General features: G+C 63.4%; 17 protein-coding genes and 1 tRNA gene. 8 read left to right on the top strand and 10 right to left on the bottom strand.

Annotated elements, in window-relative coordinates; genetic code table 11:
* Positions 1–33 precede the first annotated feature (33 nt).
* From folE to HXS65_RS01100, 3 genes are all read right to left on the bottom strand, one after another.
* A complete protein-coding gene (gene folE, locus HXS65_RS01110) occupies positions 34–585 on the bottom strand; it encodes a GTP cyclohydrolase I FolE (protein ID WP_077371842.1) in 552 nt (183 codons plus the stop codon).
* Between the two features lie 269 nt (positions 586–854).
* Entirely contained in the window at positions 855–1,838 is a 984-nt protein-coding gene (locus HXS65_RS01105; RefSeq protein WP_373996117.1) for a serine/threonine protein kinase, read from the bottom strand.
* Between the two features lie 215 nt (positions 1,839–2,053).
* On the bottom strand, positions 2,054–2,671 hold the full coding sequence (locus tag HXS65_RS01100; protein WP_139345415.1) for a ComF family protein: 618 nt from the start codon (positions 2,669–2,671) through the stop codon (positions 2,054–2,056).
* A 328-nt stretch (positions 2,672–2,999) separates the two neighbouring features.
* Here HXS65_RS01100 and bioB point away from each other — a divergent pair, with 328 nt between their 5' ends.
* From bioB to HXS65_RS01070, 6 genes are all read left to right on the top strand, one after another.
* On the top strand, positions 3,000–4,178 hold the full coding sequence (bioB, locus tag HXS65_RS01095; protein ID WP_176492917.1) for a biotin synthase BioB: 1,179 nt from the start codon (positions 3,000–3,002) through the stop codon (positions 4,176–4,178).
* A 6-nt stretch (positions 4,179–4,184) separates the two neighbouring features.
* The gene (locus tag HXS65_RS01090) at positions 4,185–5,534 is read left to right on the top strand and encodes an 8-amino-7-oxononanoate synthase (RefSeq protein WP_255304384.1); all 1,350 of its coding nucleotides are present in this window, start codon (positions 4,185–4,187) and stop codon (positions 5,532–5,534) included.
* Entirely contained in the window at positions 5,531–6,352 is an 822-nt protein-coding gene (locus HXS65_RS01085) for a hypothetical protein (RefSeq protein WP_176492916.1), read from the top strand. Before HXS65_RS01090 ends, HXS65_RS01085 begins: the two co-directional genes overlap by 4 nt.
* Position 6,353: 1 nt before the next feature.
* Positions 6,354–7,181: a methyltransferase domain-containing protein gene (locus HXS65_RS01080; protein WP_176492915.1), complete on the top strand. Its 828-nt coding sequence runs from the start codon at positions 6,354–6,356 to the stop codon at positions 7,179–7,181.
* Between the two features lie 38 nt (positions 7,182–7,219).
* Positions 7,220–8,011 (top strand): dethiobiotin synthase, encoded by a 792-nt coding sequence (gene bioD / locus HXS65_RS01075; protein ID WP_077371825.1) that lies wholly within the window; start codon positions 7,220–7,222, stop codon positions 8,009–8,011.
* Between the two features lie 90 nt (positions 8,012–8,101).
* Positions 8,102–8,186: transfer RNA gene (locus HXS65_RS01070), tRNA-Leu, on the top strand.
* Positions 8,187–8,564: 378 nt separating this feature from the next.
* On the opposite strand, the gene HXS65_RS01065 is transcribed toward HXS65_RS01070, so the two are convergent.
* The gene (locus tag HXS65_RS01065; RefSeq protein ID WP_136938304.1) at positions 8,565–8,831 is read right to left on the bottom strand and encodes a hypothetical protein; all 267 of its coding nucleotides are present in this window, start codon (positions 8,829–8,831) and stop codon (positions 8,565–8,567) included.
* A 332-nt stretch (positions 8,832–9,163) separates the two neighbouring features.
* Positions 9,164–9,490 carry a YnfA family protein gene (locus HXS65_RS01060; protein WP_077371819.1) on the bottom strand — a complete coding sequence of 109 codons (327 nt, stop codon included), beginning with the start codon at positions 9,488–9,490 and terminating at the stop codon, positions 9,164–9,166.
* Positions 9,491–9,706: 216 nt separating this feature from the next.
* Between HXS65_RS01060 and HXS65_RS01055 the strand changes: the two genes are divergently transcribed.
* A complete protein-coding gene (locus HXS65_RS01055) occupies positions 9,707–10,159 on the top strand; it encodes a hypothetical protein (protein ID WP_077371816.1) in 453 nt (150 codons plus the stop codon).
* Positions 10,160–10,391: 232 nt separating this feature from the next.
* Positions 10,392–10,937, top strand: a complete 546-nt coding sequence (locus HXS65_RS01050) for a DUF962 domain-containing protein (RefSeq protein WP_205632710.1) — start codon at positions 10,392–10,394, stop codon at positions 10,935–10,937.
* Positions 10,938–11,102: 165 nt separating this feature from the next.
* On the opposite strand, the gene HXS65_RS01045 is transcribed toward HXS65_RS01050, so the two are convergent.
* The 5 genes from HXS65_RS01045 to HXS65_RS01025 form a co-directional block, all read right to left on the bottom strand.
* The gene (locus HXS65_RS01045; RefSeq protein ID WP_176492914.1) at positions 11,103–12,932 is read right to left on the bottom strand and encodes an acyl-CoA dehydrogenase C-terminal domain-containing protein; all 1,830 of its coding nucleotides are present in this window, start codon (positions 12,930–12,932) and stop codon (positions 11,103–11,105) included.
* 312 nt (positions 12,933–13,244) lie between these two features.
* The gene (gene cobA / locus HXS65_RS01040) at positions 13,245–14,042 is read right to left on the bottom strand and encodes a uroporphyrinogen-III C-methyltransferase (protein ID WP_255304421.1); all 798 of its coding nucleotides are present in this window, start codon (positions 14,040–14,042) and stop codon (positions 13,245–13,247) included.
* A 604-nt stretch (positions 14,043–14,646) separates the two neighbouring features.
* Positions 14,647–15,924: a serine--tRNA ligase gene (gene serS / locus HXS65_RS01035; RefSeq protein ID WP_077371807.1), complete on the bottom strand. Its 1,278-nt coding sequence runs from the start codon at positions 15,922–15,924 to the stop codon at positions 14,647–14,649.
* A 135-nt stretch (positions 15,925–16,059) separates the two neighbouring features.
* On the bottom strand, positions 16,060–16,437 hold the full coding sequence (gene crcB / locus HXS65_RS01030; protein WP_176492912.1) for a fluoride efflux transporter CrcB: 378 nt from the start codon (positions 16,435–16,437) through the stop codon (positions 16,060–16,062).
* 206 nt (positions 16,438–16,643) lie between these two features.
* Positions 16,644–17,501 carry a pyrroline-5-carboxylate reductase gene (locus HXS65_RS01025; RefSeq protein WP_077371804.1) on the bottom strand — a complete coding sequence of 286 codons (858 nt, stop codon included), beginning with the start codon at positions 17,499–17,501 and terminating at the stop codon, positions 16,644–16,646.
* Positions 17,502–17,844: the final 343 nt, after the last annotated feature.

Raw genomic sequence — 17,844 nt, 5'->3', positions numbered from 1 at the left:
GCCGCCTCGAGAGGCGGCGTCGTGGCTATCGGATCAGCTGATCAGGGTCAGGAATTCCTGACGGGTCGGCTGATTCTCGCGGAAGGCCCCCAGCATCACGGAGGTCTTCATGCTGGAATTCTGCTTTTCCACGCCACGCATCATCATGCACATGTGGCGCGCCTCGACCACCACCGCCACACCCCGTGCGCCGGTCACCTGCTGGACCGCCTCAGCGATCTGCTTGGTGAGGTTTTCCTGGATCTGCATGCGGCGCGAGTACATGTCGGTGATGCGCGCGAACTTGGACAGCCCCAGCACCTTGCCCGCCGGCAGATAGGCGATATGGCACTTGCCGATGAACGGCAGCATGTGATGCTCGCACATCGAGTAAAGCTCGATGTCCTTGACCAGTACCATCTCGTCGGTGTCCGAGGTGAAGACGGCGCCGTTGACGATCTCCTCCAGCGACTGATGATAGCCATGGGTCAGGAACTGCATGGCCTTGGCAGCACGCATGGGCGTGTCCTGCAGGCCCTCGCGCTGCGGATCCTCACCCAATGCAGTGATGATCTGGCGGTAATGGTTGGCAATCTCTTCGGTCATCCGTCTGCCTATGGTATCGGTCAGGGGCGCGCATGAGCGCACGCATAGCAGGGGTAAAGCACATAACTTATACAATATTTTAACGTTGAATTGATATTGTATAAGTTAGTGTTCAATGTCAGCGCAGATTCTACCTCAGGCCCGCCTCCAACGCAGGCCTGATCACGTCTTTCCCGCATTGCCGCAACGACGACGCCCTCAACGCAAGGCGTCAAGGGCGTCGGGTCATGGGACTCAAGAATGGCCCACCGGTCTCCGGCGCGGGCGGCTCACGCCAGCCAGCGAGGAGCATCAAGCACGACTCGTTGCTGCTCAAGACTGCGGATGTGGTCATCCCAGTACCCCAGGCTCGCGACATGCGAGAAGGCCTGCGGGAAGGCGGGGTCCGTCCAGCGCCGTACCACCCAGGCACTGTGACGCACCATGCGCAGCGTACGCAGTGTCTCGATCCACTTCAGCTCCCCGCGATTGAAGTCGCAGTGCTGCTCATATCCTTCCAGCACCTCGGACAACTGCATGTGGAGCTCGGGGTCACTCTCTCCCGTCAACAGCATCCATAGATCCTGAATGGCGGGCGCATTGAGACAATCATCGAAATCCACCAGCGCGAAGCTGTCATCCCGCCCCAGCATGTTGCCGATATGGCAGTCACCATGCGCACGCAGCAAGCCACTCTGCGGCCAGCTCTGCTCCGCCACCAGGGGGCGCAACGCCTCGATGACACGCTGATAGCTTTCACTCTGACGCTCACTCAGCCAGTCGGAGGCCAGCACGCTGTCACGACTCTCGTCGAGGATGCGCAGTGGCGTGAGCGTTTCACGCTCCTGGAAGAGGCCTTGACGTCCGACGGCGTGCACGCGACCGATCAGCTCTCCCAGATGGTAGAGGTGCTCGGGAGATTCGAGTTCGGGAGCCCGCCCGACCACATGGGGAAACAGCGCGAAGTCGAAGCCTTCGTGATGATGCAGGGTCTCACCCCTGGCATCCGCCCAGGCGGGCGCACCGGGAACGCCCTCGGCTTCCAACTCGGCCAGAAAGGCGTGCTCCTCGAGGATCTGGGCGCGGCTCCAGCGATCCGGACGATAGAACTTGGCGACCCAGCGCCGCCGGTCATCATCGGCCAGGTGATAGACCCGATTCTCATAACTGTTGAGCGCGAAGGGCTCGCCGGGCAACCAGAAACCAAGCGACTCGACGGCGGCCACGACACGATCCGGCGCAAGCGCATCAAAGGGATGTGAACGCTTGTCCAGTTCGCCTTCCCGGGATGACGCAGCCTCCCAGGTGTTGCCGTTGGCGCGCTCATCAAGCTCGCGCGAGGTGCCGGATGATTGCGAATCAGCAGGTGTAACAGGATCAATAGGCATGGCAATTCCTCGGGCATGGACCAGCAAACGGCTGCCGGACCTTGCATGCTATGAGATTAGACCCTCACACCGCCAGTCCCGCAGGCCATAGACCAATAGCATCATGGCGAACCAGGTGGCGTACGCGCCAGCACACAGGCGACGACCTCTCGAGCCCCCGCCCGCTGACAGGCCTGCGCCAGGCTGTCGAGGGTCGCGCCACTGGTCATGACATCATCGATCAACAGCACGCTTTCCGGCAGAGGAGCGCTGATGTCATAACGTCCGCGTTGCGCCTTCAGACGTCCGCGCCGCCCCCGCAGGCGCTGATCCTCATCGGCCGCATGTCCCGAGCGAATCCGCACCACGTCGCCGCGTTGTCGTTCACGCACCCGCAGACCACGCGTCAGCTCCACCAGCACCTCATGCCCCCGCGTTCGTCGCCGTCGCGAATCCCCCGGCACCAGGATGACCCATGCCTCGGGACGTGCTGCCAGCCACTCCCGACAGAACGGGGCCAGCTCTCGCGTCATCAATTGGCGCAGCAGGAGCCCGGCACGCCTCTGATGCTGGTCCTTGTAACGCTGGAAGAGACCCGCGATCAGCCCCTCATAGCGCAATGGAGCGTACACGTGCTGATAGGCCGGTGGCGTCCGCAGACACCGTGCACAGGCCACCTGACTCAATGCCTCGGAGGCCACCGGCTCGGCACAGCACGGGCAGGCATGACGATTGCGCACGATCCGCTCTTCACAGGCCTCGCACCAGTCGCCATGGCGTCCCCTCGGGCGCCTGCCATGCTCATGCCCTCGTTGCTGCTGCAGGCAGAAGGCACAGGGGCGTGACACACGCCTCCTGTCAACCAGCAGACCTTCCAGCGTTGACAGCACTCGCGAAAACTCTATCATTTCAGTCAACCCTCATTCATGAATCGCGTTGACTGACCGACAGCCGTCGCTCGCGGGACTGGATGGCGGCGTGCGCCTGACCCGAAGACACTGGCGATCGTCCGGCGCTGACTGCCACCTGACGCGTCTCACTGCCTGCCTGAAGAAGGATCTCACTCCCATGACCGTAGAAGCCCCGAGCGTGACCACACAAACCTCGCACAACGAACGGACCAACGCAGATGGCGAGGTACGTCACGACTGGCGCGTCGAGGAAATCGAAGCGTTGTTCGCCCTGCCCTTCAATGACCTGCTGTTCCGGGCCCAGCAGATCCACCGCCAGCACTTCGATCCGAATGCCGTCCAGGTCTCGACCCTGCTGTCGATCAAGACCGGCGCCTGCCCGGAGGACTGCAAGTACTGCCCGCAGTCAGGCCACTACAACACTGGCCTGGGCAAGGAAAAACTGATGGAGATCCAGAAGGTGGTCGAGCAGGCCCGCGCCGCCAAGGATGCCGGTGCCAGCCGTTTCTGCATGGGCGCCGCCTGGAAGAGCCCGCGGGAGCGCGATCTCGAGGTGGTCACCGAGATGGTGCGTCAGGTGAAATCACTGGGACTGGAAACCTGCATGACGCTGGGAATGGTCGATACCGATCAGGCCAGAAAGCTCGCGGATGCCGGCCTCGACTACTACAACCACAATCTGGACACCTCACCGGAGTACTACGGCGAGATCATCACCACGCGCAGCTACAGCGAGCGCCTGGACACCCTGGCCAGCGTGCGCGAAGCCGGCATGAAGGTATGCTCCGGCGGCATTCTCGGCATGGGGGAAACCACCACGGATCGTGCCGGCCTGCTGCGCCAGCTGGCCAATCTGCAACCACAGCCGGAATCGGTGCCGATCAACATGCTGGTCAAGGTGGCGGGCACACCGCTGGAAAATGTCGAGGATCTCGACCCCATCGAGTTCATCCGTGCCATCGCCGTGGCGCGCATCATGATGCCGAAGAGCCACGTGCGCCTGTCCGCCGGTCGCGAGCAGATGGACGATTCCACCCAGGCGCTGGCCTTCCTCGCCGGTGCGAACTCCATCTTCTATGGCGAGCGTCTGCTGACCACCGGCAATCCGCAGGCCAACCGTGACCGCGAGCTGTTCGAGCGCCTTGGCCTGCACCCGGAAACCCGCCAGGAAGTCGCCAGTGACGATGTGCGGGAAGCGGCGCTCAAGGCGGCCATGGAAGAACAGGCGCGCGCCAACGTCGAAGGCAGCCTGTTCTACGATGCCACCCGCGAGGCGACGCCCGCCAGCGATGAAGGCCACGTCCGTGAACGCAAGCCCTGCGGTCTGGTGGTCTGATCTCACGTGGCCACCGACACGCCTACCCGCTCACGCTCACGCACGCGCTCCAGTGGCGGCGCAAGCTTCGCCCACCTGGACGACCTGCTCGCCAGACGCGAGCAGGTCGGGCGCTATCGCCGGCGCCTGACACTGGACTCCCCACAGGGGCCCCACGTCAGCCTCGCCGGAAAGGCAGCAGGTGAAGAGGTACGTCCGCTGCTCAACTTCACCGCCAACGACTACCTGGGGCTGGCCAACCACCCGACACTGGTCGAGGCCGGCTGTCGCGCGGCGCATGAATTCGGTGTCGGCAGCGGCAGTGCCCATCTGGTCAATGGTCACCAGACGCTTCATCACCGACTGGAAGCCCGTCTGGCCGAATTGACCGGACGCCCGCGTGCGCTGCTGTTCTCCACCGGCTTCATGGCCAATCTCGGCGTGATCGATGCGCTCGCGAGCGCCTCGCGCGAGGCCGGGCGCACTCTCGAGATCTTTCATGACCGTCTCAACCACGCCAGCCTCCTCGATGGCGCGCGGCTGGCATCCTCCGGCAACTCAACCGTGCGCTCGCGCCGCTTCCATCATCGCGACCTCGAGGATCTCGAGCGCCAGCTGGCACGCTCACAGGCCGACGACAGGCTGGTGATCAGCGATGGCGTGTTCAGCATGGATGGCGACTGTGCCGATATCACGGGCCTCGCTCGGGCATGTGCTCGCCATGGCGCCTGGCTGATGATCGACGATGCGCATGGGGTGGGCGTGCTGGGCGAGCACGGCGAGGGACTGGTCGGACGGGACACTCCGCTGGCCGAAGTGCCGGTATTGGTGGGCACGCTGGGCAAGGCCCTGGGCAGCGCTGGCGCCTTCGTCGCCGGCAGCGAGGCATTGATCGAAAGCCTGATCCAGCTGGCCCGCCCGTATATCTACACCACGGCGCAACCCCCGCACGTCGCTGCCGCCATCCTGGCAGCGCTGGATATCGTCGAGCAGGAACCACAGCGACGCGAGCACCTGGCAGCGCGCGTACGACAGTTTCGCGAGGGGTGTGCAGCTCTGCTGGCAGGCAGTGGTCTGGCGCTCGGCCTGCCCCCGGTGACGGCAGGCACCCCCTCACCCCTCACTGACCCGATGACACCGATCCAGCCACTGATACTCGGTAGCGAGACTCGTGCCCTTGCCTGGAGCGCGGCACTGCGCGAGCGAGGCATTCTGGTATCTGCCATTCGTCCCCCGACGGTCCCTGCCGGCAGTTCACGCCTGCGCTTCACCTTCAGTGCCGCGCACAGCGAGAACGATGTCGAGACTCTGCTGGCCGCCCTCAGGGAGGTACTGGAATCGAGCACTACCAGACCCACCACGGGGGCCGAGACATGACGCGATTGACACGTCTGGTGCTGTTCAACGGCTGGGGTATCGATGCCCGCATCTGGCAACCCTTGAAGACGCGACTGGCCGAGCGACAGCAAGCTGCCGAACGAGAGCGGACTGCCGGACCTGCGACACGCCCGATCGAGATCGTGACGGCAGACTGGCCCCTTGCGGCGCCTGACGATCCCGAAGCAGCTCCTTCGCACCTCGGCGGAGCGGACACGCTGTGGCTGGGCTGGTCATTGGGTGCGCTACGCGCCGAGGCACTCGCGACTGCGCTGCCGATGGACCAACGGCCCGCGGCACTCATCGCGTTGGCCATGGGGCCGGCGTTCATCACGCCGGATCACGCGACTCCCGAGACGACTCTTGCTCATCGCAGGTCCCCGGCGCCCCTTCCGGCACTGCCCAGCACCACGCTCACCACTTTCCAGACAGCCTTTGCCCGCTCTCCGCTCGCCAGCTGGCAGCATTTCCTGCGCTGGCAGGCCAGTGGCGAGCCTGACCCGCGCGACTGCCTGCGGCAGTTGCGTGAATTGATCGGCACTCGCCCTGAAAGCTCTGTCGATGCACTCTCGGCAGGGCTCGAGGAGCTGGCCACGCGGCGAATGTCACTGACACGAGCAGGTCCGAATCTCGAGTTCTGGCTGGGCCGGGATGATCCATTGCTGGCACCGGGACTTGCCGAGGCACTGCGTGATCACGGCCATCAGGTGGTGGAATATTGCGGCGGACATTGTCTGCCACTGAGTCACCATAATGACCTGGCCGATGCCCTGCTGACTCGCATGGGCCATGTCGTCGTTGCAAGGGAAGAAGACTGAGATGCAGATGGTGACCCTGCCCCACGCGACATCGCGCCAGCGTATCGCTCAGGCCTTCGATCGCGGCGCGAGCGAATACCTCACCCTGGCACGCGCCCAGCATGTCATGGCCAGTCGATTGTTCGAGACCTTGCCGACAACGCTTCCGGATGCTGCGGTGGTACTGGATCTGGGGTGCGGCCCCGGCCAGTGGACACGTGAGCTGGCGTGCCACTACCCCACCGCACGTTGCCTGGGGCTGGATCTGTCGATGGCCATGCTCAGAGAGGCCTCGAGATCCCCCGACACGCCGCCTCGGCACTTGACACCAGGCAACGTGCAACCTCCTATCCACTGGTTGCGCGGCGATGCCGAGCGCCTGCCAGTGGCCGACAACAGTCTGGACCTGGTGTTCTCGAGCCTGGCAGTGCAATGGTGCCCCACCCCCCGCCACTGGCTGGGGGAGCTTGCGCGTGCACTGAAGCCGGGTGGCAGGGCGCACATCAATACGCTCGGACCAGGTACATTGGCAGAGATCCGCCATGCCTGGCAGCGACAGGATGACTCGGTCCGACACTTTCCCTCCCGAGAGCAGCTGATCGACTGGGCACGGCGCACTGGCCTCAAGGTGCATTGCCAGACACATCGTCATGTCTTCCATTATCCTGACGTCTCGGCCGTCATGCGCTCCATCAAGGGAATAGGCGCCCAGACAGCGAGCGGGTATCGCCTGACACGTGCGGATCTGGCCCAGGCGACCGCCCGACACGAGGCGCTTCGCACATCGCAAGGATTACCTGTAAGCTATCAAGTCATTGAACTTGTCATGGAAAAATCAGTCACAGAATGACAGACATCAACGCGAACACTTTGCAGAAAGATAACGAAATGCCATCAGCGCACTTGAGCAATACCAGCCAGCCTTCCGCCTCCCATGCCATCCCCCACGGCATCGCGGCCTTCGTGACCGGCACCGATACGGAAATCGGCAAGACCTTCATCGCAAGCGCCTTGCTGGCTCGTGCCCGCATGCGGGGCCTGAGCACTCTCGGGCTCAAGCCCGTGGCGTCAGATTGTTTCGAGAGTCACGACGGGCTGGTCAATGCCGATGCCCTGTCGCTGCAGGCACAGTGCGAGCCGCCCGCGGATTACGAGAGCATCAATCCCTGGCGATTCGCTCCGGCCATCGCGCCGCATATCGCCGCACGCCAGGCAGGTGTGAGTCTCGAAGTGGCCAGGATCTCTCGACACATTCGTCACCAGCGCGAGACGGCCCCACGTGACCTGACCTTGATCGAGGGAGCAGGCGGCTGGCGCGTTCCGCTCAATGACGAGGAAGATTTCTCGGATCTGGCCATCGCCTTGGGGCTACCGGTGATCCTGGTGGTAGGCCTGAGACTCGGGTGCATCAATCATGCACGTTTGACCCTGGAAGCCATCGAGCGCGATGGGCTTGAGGTGGCAGGCTATGTCATCAACCATCTGGAAGCCGACATGGAAGTCAGTGAAGACAACATGGCGACGTTGTCGCGCACGCTGAAAGCGCCCTGTCTCGGCGTGGTGCCTTGGGTGCGTGATGATGACCTCACTGACAGCCGCCATGCGGCAGAACGCGCCGCGAGCTATCTGCAATTGCCCTGCGGACTCGAGTCACGCAGCCAACATGGCCACCATGACTGACAAGCCGTCGCTGTGGCCTCCCTCAAGGGATAATTGGCCACAAGCGATTGACTTGAAAGGCATCGCAGGTAAAATGCACGCCAGCTTCTCGCGGAAGTGGTGGAATTGGTAGACACGCCAGATTTAGGTTCTGGTGCCGCAAGGTGTGGGGGTTCGAGTCCCCCCTTCCGCACCATCAGCACATCCTGCTGATGCCCTCTCGAAGCATCCTCTCTGTCTTTCCTGATCTATCCCCTGTTCCATCAGTCCGCTGTCCACATGATGCGACTTGCTGTGTGATGCGACCTTTCATGGGATACGACTTTCCATGTGATTCTCACGCGTATCGCGATCTCTCGTCGTGGCTTGCCGCACGCTGCATTCCCATGGCTTCGGGCTTGTGTACTCCGTCATTTCCCCTTGCCGTTCTCGCTAGCCGTTTCCCCCTGGCTTCTCCCTCTGTCGTCACACTCCAGTCGTTTCCCTGTCGGATTCAGCGCCCCCTTTCAGCGCCCCCTTTCAGCGTCCAACCGCTTGCATCGAGGAAACGACATCCTCGCTGTCTTTGTCTGGCTCAACGAGGCCTCAGCCTGTCCTGCAGCGTCGCCAGCGTCAGGCGCGCATCGTCCAGAAGTGCCTGTTGCTCATGACGATCATGATGCGCCTCACCGGCCGCTGCCAGTTGCAGATTCAGATACTCGACACCGCTGGTGAAGCGATAGAACGCCTTGTGCGAGGCCACGGCACGGAATGCCTCGAGCTGATCTCCGGGCACCTCAAGCGGTCTGCCGGCGATGACCTCGGGCTCAGCCTCGCGAAGTGTCGCAAGCAGTGGCCTCACGGCAGCATTCCACTCGTGACGACGCGGTAAATGGCGTGCAAGCAAGAATCCGACGAGGCCGCCAAGCACTATCCCACCAAGGCCCCACAGCAGTTCACTTGTCATGTTGGTGTCTCGGTGCATCCATCAGTGATCCAGCATCCTGGTAATAAAGCATGAGTCCTTCTGATACTAACGCGCTGGTGCGCACGGAGTGTAGCGCCTTGACGGAATCCTCCATTCCCGACATCCGTCATGGGACCTTCGTCCTACAAGATCGGCCTGCTGCAGCGGACGATCATGCCATCAGGGCCAGGCGTTCAGGGACCGGCTCAGCGAGCCCGCCCGCGGACTCACTGCGCCCGCCCTCCCCACAGAATCAGCGCACTGCCCAGCAGGCAGACCAGCGAGCCGAGCAGATCCCAGCGACCCGGCACCTGTTGCTCCACCAGCCAGAGCCAGAGCAGCGAGGTGACGATATATACCCCACCATAGATGGCAAAGGCTCGCCCCGCCTGATCGACATCCACCAGCGACAGCAACCAGGCAAACGCACCGAGGCTCATCATGCCCGGGATCAGCCACAAAGGGCTGCGATCCAGTTTCCACCACGCCCAGAAGGCGAAACAGCCGGCAATTTCCGCCAGTGCCGCCAAGGGATAGATCCATACGATTGCCATGACGATATCCTTGCAGGGAAAGATGACAGCGCCTCATCACCTGTCGTGATCAGACGACTCCCCTGTACGAGAAAAAGCGAATAGGATTGACCTGCGGCTGACAGGAACCTCGGGGCCACCCGGACGCCAACCGCTTCCCACGAAAACAATGCCAGGATTGGCGACGTCTTGCGGCGCAGCATAGCGCGACGCGACGTGATGACAAGGAACCTGCAGATGACTCGGCCACGTCTGATCATCAACCGTCTGGATGCGGATCGCATTCAGCGCCTGATCGATAGCCAGCAGCATGATGACGAGCTGGCAACCCGCCTGGAAAGCCGCCTGATTCAGGCGGAGATCGTGCCACCGGATGACTTCCCGAACAATCACGTCAGCATGCGCAGTCATCTGCGCCTCACCGGCTCTCGCTCTGGCCATCATGAACTGATGCTGCGTTATCCAGACCCCGCAAGCGAGGAGTGCATTCCGTTCGCCTTCGGCTCCACCGCGCCTTCCCTTCAGCCGGCCATAGCCCCGCTATGCATCATGTCCCCCCTGGGGATCGCCCTGCTGGGACTGGCTGTCGGCGAGCAGATCACCCTGCCCTGCGAGGATGGCCTGAGCGACATCATCCGTGTCGATGCCATCCTGCATCAGCCAGAGGCCTGTGGTCAGTTCCACCTCTGAATTCGCCGCCAGCGCTGTCGCCTTCTCGCCCGCGCTGGCGCGGCAGACCCCAGACCGGCCAGGCTGACAGCCGCCCTGTGCCCTGCCGGCCGACACGATACGCTATGATGAAAGTCAGCAGGGTTGCCGGACCTTGCTGCATCACGCCAATGCTCTCTGACCTCCCCACGCCACCTATCCCGCTGCGCACGCGCCAGCCGGGCACTCATCATGTCTGTCAGGAGATCTTCACATGGGCATCTCATCGCACTCGCACATGGGTCTTGGCGCTCAGGCGCGCCTCAAGGAATCGCTGGCCCACTACTCGGCCAGCCATCGGCACCCCGACAATATTCGTCTGCATCTCATCTGTGTACCGCTCATCTTCACCGCGACGCTGATCCTTGTCTGGCGGCTGCTGGGGGGCCAGGGGATGTCCAGCGAACCCGGCGCGGGACTGTGGATGCTGCCCGGCGGCCTGCTGACCCTCGCTGCGCTCGGGTTCTATGCCCGACTCTCGTGGCGCGCATCGCTGGTGATGCTGGTCTGGAGCCTGATCAGTCTTGCCGCGATGTTCGCGATGCTGGGCCTACGCTGGCCAGTGGTCCCGTTGATGGTGGCAATCTTCCTGCTTGCCTGGGTCGGTCAGATCATCGGCCACCGTCTCGAGGGGCGAAAACCCGCATTTCTCGATGACCTGCGCCAGCTTCTCATCGGCCCGCTGTTCGTACTTGTCGAACTGTTTCCCGACCTGCGTGACTGGCTTCTCGCATCCAAATCCTCCTCTGACGACGCCTGAGTCCGCCCTCTGCCATGCAAAGGTCTGCAATGCAAAGGCCTGAAACGCAAAGGCCTGAAACGTAAATGCCCAGCGATCCGGAAGGATCGCTGGGCGTTTGCGTTTCAGAGTGTCACGAATGAGCCGTTGCCCGAATCATCGCATGGCTCGCCGTACCGGCACGGCTCACTGCGCCGGATCGAAATCCTCGAGACGGAAGGCCATCAGCGGTGCAGCACCTGCCGCGATCTGGGCTTCCAGCGCGACGGCGCGCGGCAAGACCCGCTGGACGAAGTAGTTGCCCATGGCCAGCTTGCGACGATAGAAATCCTCCCCGCTGGCACCCGATGTCGCCAATCCCTGTACCGCGGCGCGTGCCATGCGCAACCACAGATAGCTGTAGACACACAGCCCGGCCAGGTCGAGGAAATCGCAGGCCGCTGCCCCCAGCTCCTCGGGATTGTCATCCGCGCGGGCCAGCAACTGCTCGGCGACACGCTCCAGACGCGCCAGTTCCTGCTGGCAGGCCTTGGCGAACGGCCGGGTCCGCTCGTCGTCATCCTGCCCCTCAAGCTCGGCCCTGACCTGCTCGGCAAAGCGTGCCACGTACGCCCCGCGATTGCGGTAGAGCTTGCGTCCGACCAGATCCATCGCCTGGATCCCATTGGTGCCTTCGTAGATCATCGCGATGCGGGCATCGCGCACGTACTGCTCGGCACCCCACTCCACGCAATAACCATTGCCGCCATAGAGCTGTTGCGCCATGACGGTGGCATCGAAGCCACGATCCGTCAGCAGCGCCTTGGCGATCGGCGTCAGGAATTGCACCAGTGCATCCGCATCAGCCTTCACCGCTTCATCGGCGTGATACTTGACGCGATCCAGCTGCTGACCGACGAAGACGGCAAAGGCCCGTCCGGACTCATTCCAGACACGGGTTTCCAGCGCCATGCGGCGAACATCAGGGTGAACCAGAATCGGATCAGCCGGCTTGTCTGGTGCCTGTGCGCCCGTCGGTGCGCGGCTCTGCAGACGTTCAGCAGCGAAATCCATCGCACTCTGATAGGCCACTTCCCCCAGCCCCAGCCCTTGCAGGCCGATGGAGAGGCGCTCGTAGTTCATCATGGTGAACATCGCCGCCAGCCCCTGGTGCGGCTCGCCGATCAACACCCCTTCGGCACCATCGAAGTTCATCACGCAGGTCGCGCTGCCCTTGATGCCCATCTTGTGCTCGATGGACCCACAGCTGACCGCATTCGATGCCGCGGGCTGTCCCTCGGCATCGAGCAGTTGCCTGGAGACCAGAAACAGCGAGATGCCGCGGGTGCCGGAAGGCGCATCCGGCAGCTTGGCCAGCACCAGATGCACGATGTTGTCGACCATGTCGTGCTCGCCACCGGTGATCCAGATCTTGGTGCCGGTAATGCGATAACGTGGCAGCCCCAGCAGTGGGTCATCACCCTCGAGGGGCTCGGCACGAGTGCGGATCATGCCCAGGTCCGTCCCGCAGTGAGGCTCGGTCAGACACATGGTGCCCAGCCAGTCGCCGGCGTACATGCGCGGCAGAAAGACCCGCTTGACGGATTCAGGGGCATGGCTGTCCATCGCCAGACAGGCCCCGGCATTCAGTGCCGGGTAGAGCGCGAAGCTGGTATTGGTGGCGTAGAGCATTTCCTCGAAGGCCACGGTGAGCATCTTTGGCATGCCCTGACCGCCGTATTCAGGGTTGCCGCCCAACCCCATCCAGCCACCCTCGGCGAGCACCCGATAGGCTTCCTTGAAGCCCTTGGGCGTGGTGACACGCCCCTCTTCGAAGCGCGCGCCCTCGGCGTCACCACTCAGGTTCAGCGGCAGCAGCTCTGCCTGGGTCACGCGCGCGCCTTCCTCGAGTATCGCCTCGGCCAGTTCCGCATTCACCTCGGAAGTGGCCTCCATGGTCGCCCATTCCTGCTCGGCCGCGAATACCTCGTTGAGCACGAAACGTGCATCCTTGAGCGGTGCCTGATACTTGGCCATGTGACTCTCCTTGCAGGTCTCTTCCGACGACGTCTTGCAACGGCGTGGTTCGTGATGGCGTACTGTCGGCCGCGAGCCTTCCGTCGTGACACTGCGCCGCTGGAGCGCTGACAGGGTCCGACCCGCGATTCAAACGATTGCTTGAAACAATAGGCGCAATCGCTGTCTGCGTCATCTCGACCTTGGCCCAAGGCGTACCGCGCGACGCTCGCTGCGCGCCACGGGGCCTCATGACGCAAGACGCCGCCCCGGCAGGAACCGGGGCGGCGTCTTGAATACTTGATTACTTGAATGCTCGAAGCCTCACCTCTCTCAGGCAGTGTTCACCTGGGCCAGCGGCGTCGGGTGCTTGCCATCTTCCCAGCCAAGGCTGCTGTCAGCCGTCGGCGAGAACCACTTGAGGGAATCATGCAGGCTGACGACATCCCCGACGATGATCAACGTCGGCGGCTTGAGCCCCTGCCCCGCCACCTGTGCCGGCATCTCCGCCAGAGTCGCCACATGCACGCGCTGACGCGCAGTAGTGCCCTGCTCCACCAGAGCGATCGGCGTGCTGGCCGCCAGACCATGGTGGATCAACTGCTCACAGATCAGCGCCAGACTGCCCAGCCCCATGTAGAACACCAGGGTCTGGGCGGGGCGTGCCAGCGCCTCCCAGTCAAGGTCACAGCTGCCATCCTTGAGGTGCCCGGTGACGAAACGCACCGACTGGGCATGATCGCGGTGGGTCAGCGGAATCCCGGCGTAGGCGGCGCAACCGGAGGCCGCGGTGATACCTGGCACCACCTCGAAACTGATCCCGGCATCCGCCAGCGTCTCGAGTTCCTCACCACCACGCCCGAAGATGAAGGCATCACCGCCCTTGAGGCGCACGACACGATGGCCAGCGCGCGCATAGTCCACCAGTGCCTGATTGATGCCTTCCTGGGGCACGCTGTGGTCACTGCGCGCCTTGCCGACATACAGCCGGCGGGCTTCAGGCCTGGCCAGCGCCAGAATCTCGTGACTCACCAGCCGGTCATGGATGATCACATCGGCCTGCTGCAGATGACGCAATGCCTTGAGGGTCAGAAGCTCCGGGTCGCCGGGGCCGGCGCTGACCAGCGCCACCTGACCATGCGTGCCGGTGAAGCGATCCTCCTCCTTCACCGGCAACACCGCCTCGCCCGCGACCAGCCGGGGCGGAAGACGCACGCTGGAGTCCGCCGGATGACGCGGCGCAAACACCATGACATGCTGCTCACGCGCGTGGCGCAGGATACCGCGGTCCCGGCCCTCGCTGCCCGTGACGACCAGCCACAGCTGGCCGGGTGCAGGCACCGGCAACAGCGTATCGGCCACTTCCCAACCCTCTTGACCGCACAGTCTCTCCAGCGCCGGCATTCGGGCATCGCCGTAGACACACAGATCCGTCCCCAGGCCGGCAAAGCGCTCGGCCAGCGCCAGCGCCTCCTGGCCACCGCCGATCAGGCACAGCTGGAGTCGTGAAGGATCACAAGAGAGATTGAGAAATTCCATGGGCATATCCACAAACGGGGCGAGGCTGGGTAGCAGCCTTCGATGAACGGCATTTTAGAGCATAAGAAACACTCTCTAAAATAACCAATAAGCATAACGACCCCGAAGGCACGTTGTAGCAGAGCCGCAGACGAAAAACCCCCGCTTCCGGCAGGAAGCGGGGGTTCGGGGCGCGAGCGGAGCTGCGCGGCGGGCCTCAGACGTTGAGGGTGTCCACACCGCCCATGTAGCTGCGCAGCGCCTGCGGCACGCTGATGGAACCATCCGCATTCTGATGGTTCTCGAGCACCGCGACCAGACAACGTCCCACCGCCAGGCCGGAGCCATTCAGTGTGTGTACCAGCTGCGGCTTCTTCTGTCCTTCGACACGGGCGCGTGCCTGCATGCGACGTGCCTGGAAGTCTTCGCAGTTGGAGATGGAGGAAATCTCGCGATAGGTATTCTGGCTCGGCAGCCAGACTTCCAGGTCATAGGTCTTGGCCGCCGCGAAGCCCATGTCGCCGGTGCACAGCGTCACGGCACGGTACGGCAGCTCCAGCGCCTGCAGGATGGCCTCGGCATGGCCGCGCATCTCTTCCAGCGCGTCATAGCTCTTGTCCGCCTCGACCACCTGCACCATCTCGACCTTGTCGAACTGGTGCTGGCGAATCATGCCGCGGGTATCGCGACCATAGGCACCCGCCTCGCTGCGGAAGCACGGCGTATGCGCGGTGAACTTGAGCGGCAGGTCGCTGGCGTCGAGAATCTCGTCGCGCACCATGTTGGTCAGCGGCACTTCGGCGGTCGGGATCAGGAAGAATTCGCGATCGTCATTGAGCTTGAACAGGTCTTCCTCGAACTTGGGCAGCTGGCTGGTGCCCATCAAGGAATCACGGTTGACGATGTAGGGCACGTAGAACTCTTCGTAACCGTGCTCGAGGGTCTGCTTGTCGAGCATGAACTGCACCAGCGCACGATGCAGGCGTGCGATGGAGCCGTGCATGATGGCAAAGCGTGAACCGGTGATCTTGGCGGCGAGCTCGAAGTTGAGCTGCCCCTTGAGTTCCCCGAGGTCAACGTGATCACGCACCTCGAAATCGAACTCACGCGGGGTGCCCCAGCGATGCAGCTCGACATTGTCATTCTCGTCGGCGCCTTCCGGCACGTCGGCGTTGGGCAGGTTCGGGATGCTGGCGGCCATGGCCTCCGCCTTGCTCTGCAGCTCGGAGAGCTCTTTCTTGGCGGCGTCGAGGCGCTCGCCCAGATCACTGACTTCCGCCAGCAGCGGTGCGATATCTTCACCGCGAGCCTTGGCATTGCCGATGGACTTGGAGCGAGTGTTGCGCTCGTTCTGCAGCGATTCGGTCTCGATCTGCAGATCACGGCGACGCGCTTCCAGGGCGGCGAAGGCCTCGGTATCCAGCTGATAGCCACGACGTGCGAGGCGCTCGGCGGTCGCGTCAAGATCGGCGCGCAGAAGTTTCGGGTCCAGCATGTGGGAAGGCTCTCTCGTCAGTTCACTCAGGCCGCATCGCGGCACGGTAAGGTCATGCGCACTAGTCTACCTCAGCCACGCCCCGCTTCGCAGCCGCCGCAATGCCGAGGCAGCCACCCGGGGGCAGGCCGTCGCTCACAGCAGGACGCGGGCGAGCTTCATGCCGAGCGCCACCATGCCCAGACAGGCCACCACGCTCACCGCGACGTAGATCAGCCCTGCCAGCATGCGCCCGCTGATCATCAGATTGAGCGCTTCGAGGGCGAAGGTGGAAAAGGTGGTGAAGGCGCCGGTGAAGCCGGCCACCATGATCGCCTGCCAGACAGGCGCAAGCTTGAGCTCCTGGGTGACCCAGATGAACAGGAAGCCCATCAGGCAGCTGCCGAGGAGATTGACCCCGAGCGTCCCCCAGGGGAACCCTCGACCCGCCGTTCCCGTGATCCAGCCACTGACCAGATAACGTCCAAGAGCGCCGATGGCGCCGCCCGCTGCTACTGCCAACCAGGTTCCCATGTCTCGCATCTGCCTCATGTCATGAGCCGCCAACGGCTCGTCCAGCTGTCGAAATACAAGACCATGCCTCAGGTACGCAGCCGCACCTGAGGCATGTCATTGACTGCCAGTGTAAGAAAATCGCGGGACGCGGGGAACTCGGGTCACGGGAAAGACGGGTTCAGCAAAGCATGACTCGCCGCCCGTGATGACCGACGGCCATGGAATCAGTTCAGCTCGCTTCTCAGCCCATCCAGCACTTGCTGCCACCGATGGTGGGCACCGTCCTTGCCGCCCAGTTGCTCAAGCCCGCGTGCCGTCCAGGTGCCGGGCGTGCCGATGCGCGAGGCAAGCTCGCCCGGCGGGGTATCGGGATGGGCTTCCATCAGGGCAAGGGCATCACGCATCTGGGTCATCAACAACTGGCGGGCCTGCGGCCCGGTGATGCCGGGGACGGTCTGGAACCAGTCAAGCAGCGCCTGCTGCTGGGCCAGCTGCCAGGCATTCACGCAGACTGCCAGCATGCTGGCCTCGAAGGCGGCCTCTTCCTCGAAGGCAATCACCTGCCGGACTGCCGGACTGAGCAGGTCCCGCGTGAGGGGGTCTTCCGGATAGAGCGTGAGCGCGCTCTGCCCCTCGGATACCGCCAGCCCCGTCATCACGCGCACCACCCTGGCCGGCGCGAACCAGCGCTGCAGGTTGGCGAGTGAGACACCGGCCGCCATCACCATCAGATGATGGTCCTTGCTCAGAGCGCGGCTTTCACGCAGTTCCATGGCCAGCGCTTCCAGCTGCTGCGGTCGGACCCCGACCAGCACGCAGAGGCTGGCTTCGCACACCGCGACGTTGCTGGCGTGGCGGACGGCACCGAAACGCCAGCCCAGGCGGTGGCTGCGGACATCATTGCGCGGCGAGAGGTGGAACTCCAGATCATGCCGCGAGCGCCCATCGCGCAGGCAGCCTCGCGCCAGCGCGACCAGAAGAGACTCCGCCAGTTCTCCCACGCCCAGCACCCCCAATCGCGTAGGAGGCTGACGGGATTCGCGATGGCAGGTGGAGGTCGAGGGATAGGATGACGATGCCATGGAACGGCTCCTGCTGAGAGAAAGGAAACGAGCAAACCACAAGGGTGTCGGTCGATGGTGCCTCTGCCGATATCCTGCATCGGTAGCTCCTTCACGGCAGAGGATGCGGCAAGGGGGATTGCCTCGAGAAGCTCCCGCATGAAGGGGCGTGCCACAACGAGACGTGGCGGGAACTTCCCGGCGATCTAGCCCCTTTCTAGCGTAGTCAGTCCTGACTCGGATGACCGGATTATCCTGACGGAACAGCGCAGGATGCCCCTTGAGGCTGGGGCCACGCCTTCAGCTCAGGTAAGCTTAGGCACATCGGCCCACGTGGCCTGCCTGACGCGACTCACTGCCCGAG

Origin of the sequence: Cobetia sp. 5-25-4-2 (assembly GCF_013374075.1) — a bacterium.
Taxonomy (GTDB): domain Bacteria; phylum Pseudomonadota; class Gammaproteobacteria; order Pseudomonadales; family Halomonadaceae; genus Cobetia; species Cobetia marina.
Note: the sequence above shows the minus strand (reverse complement) of the source record. Positions and strands in the feature narration are given on the sequence as shown.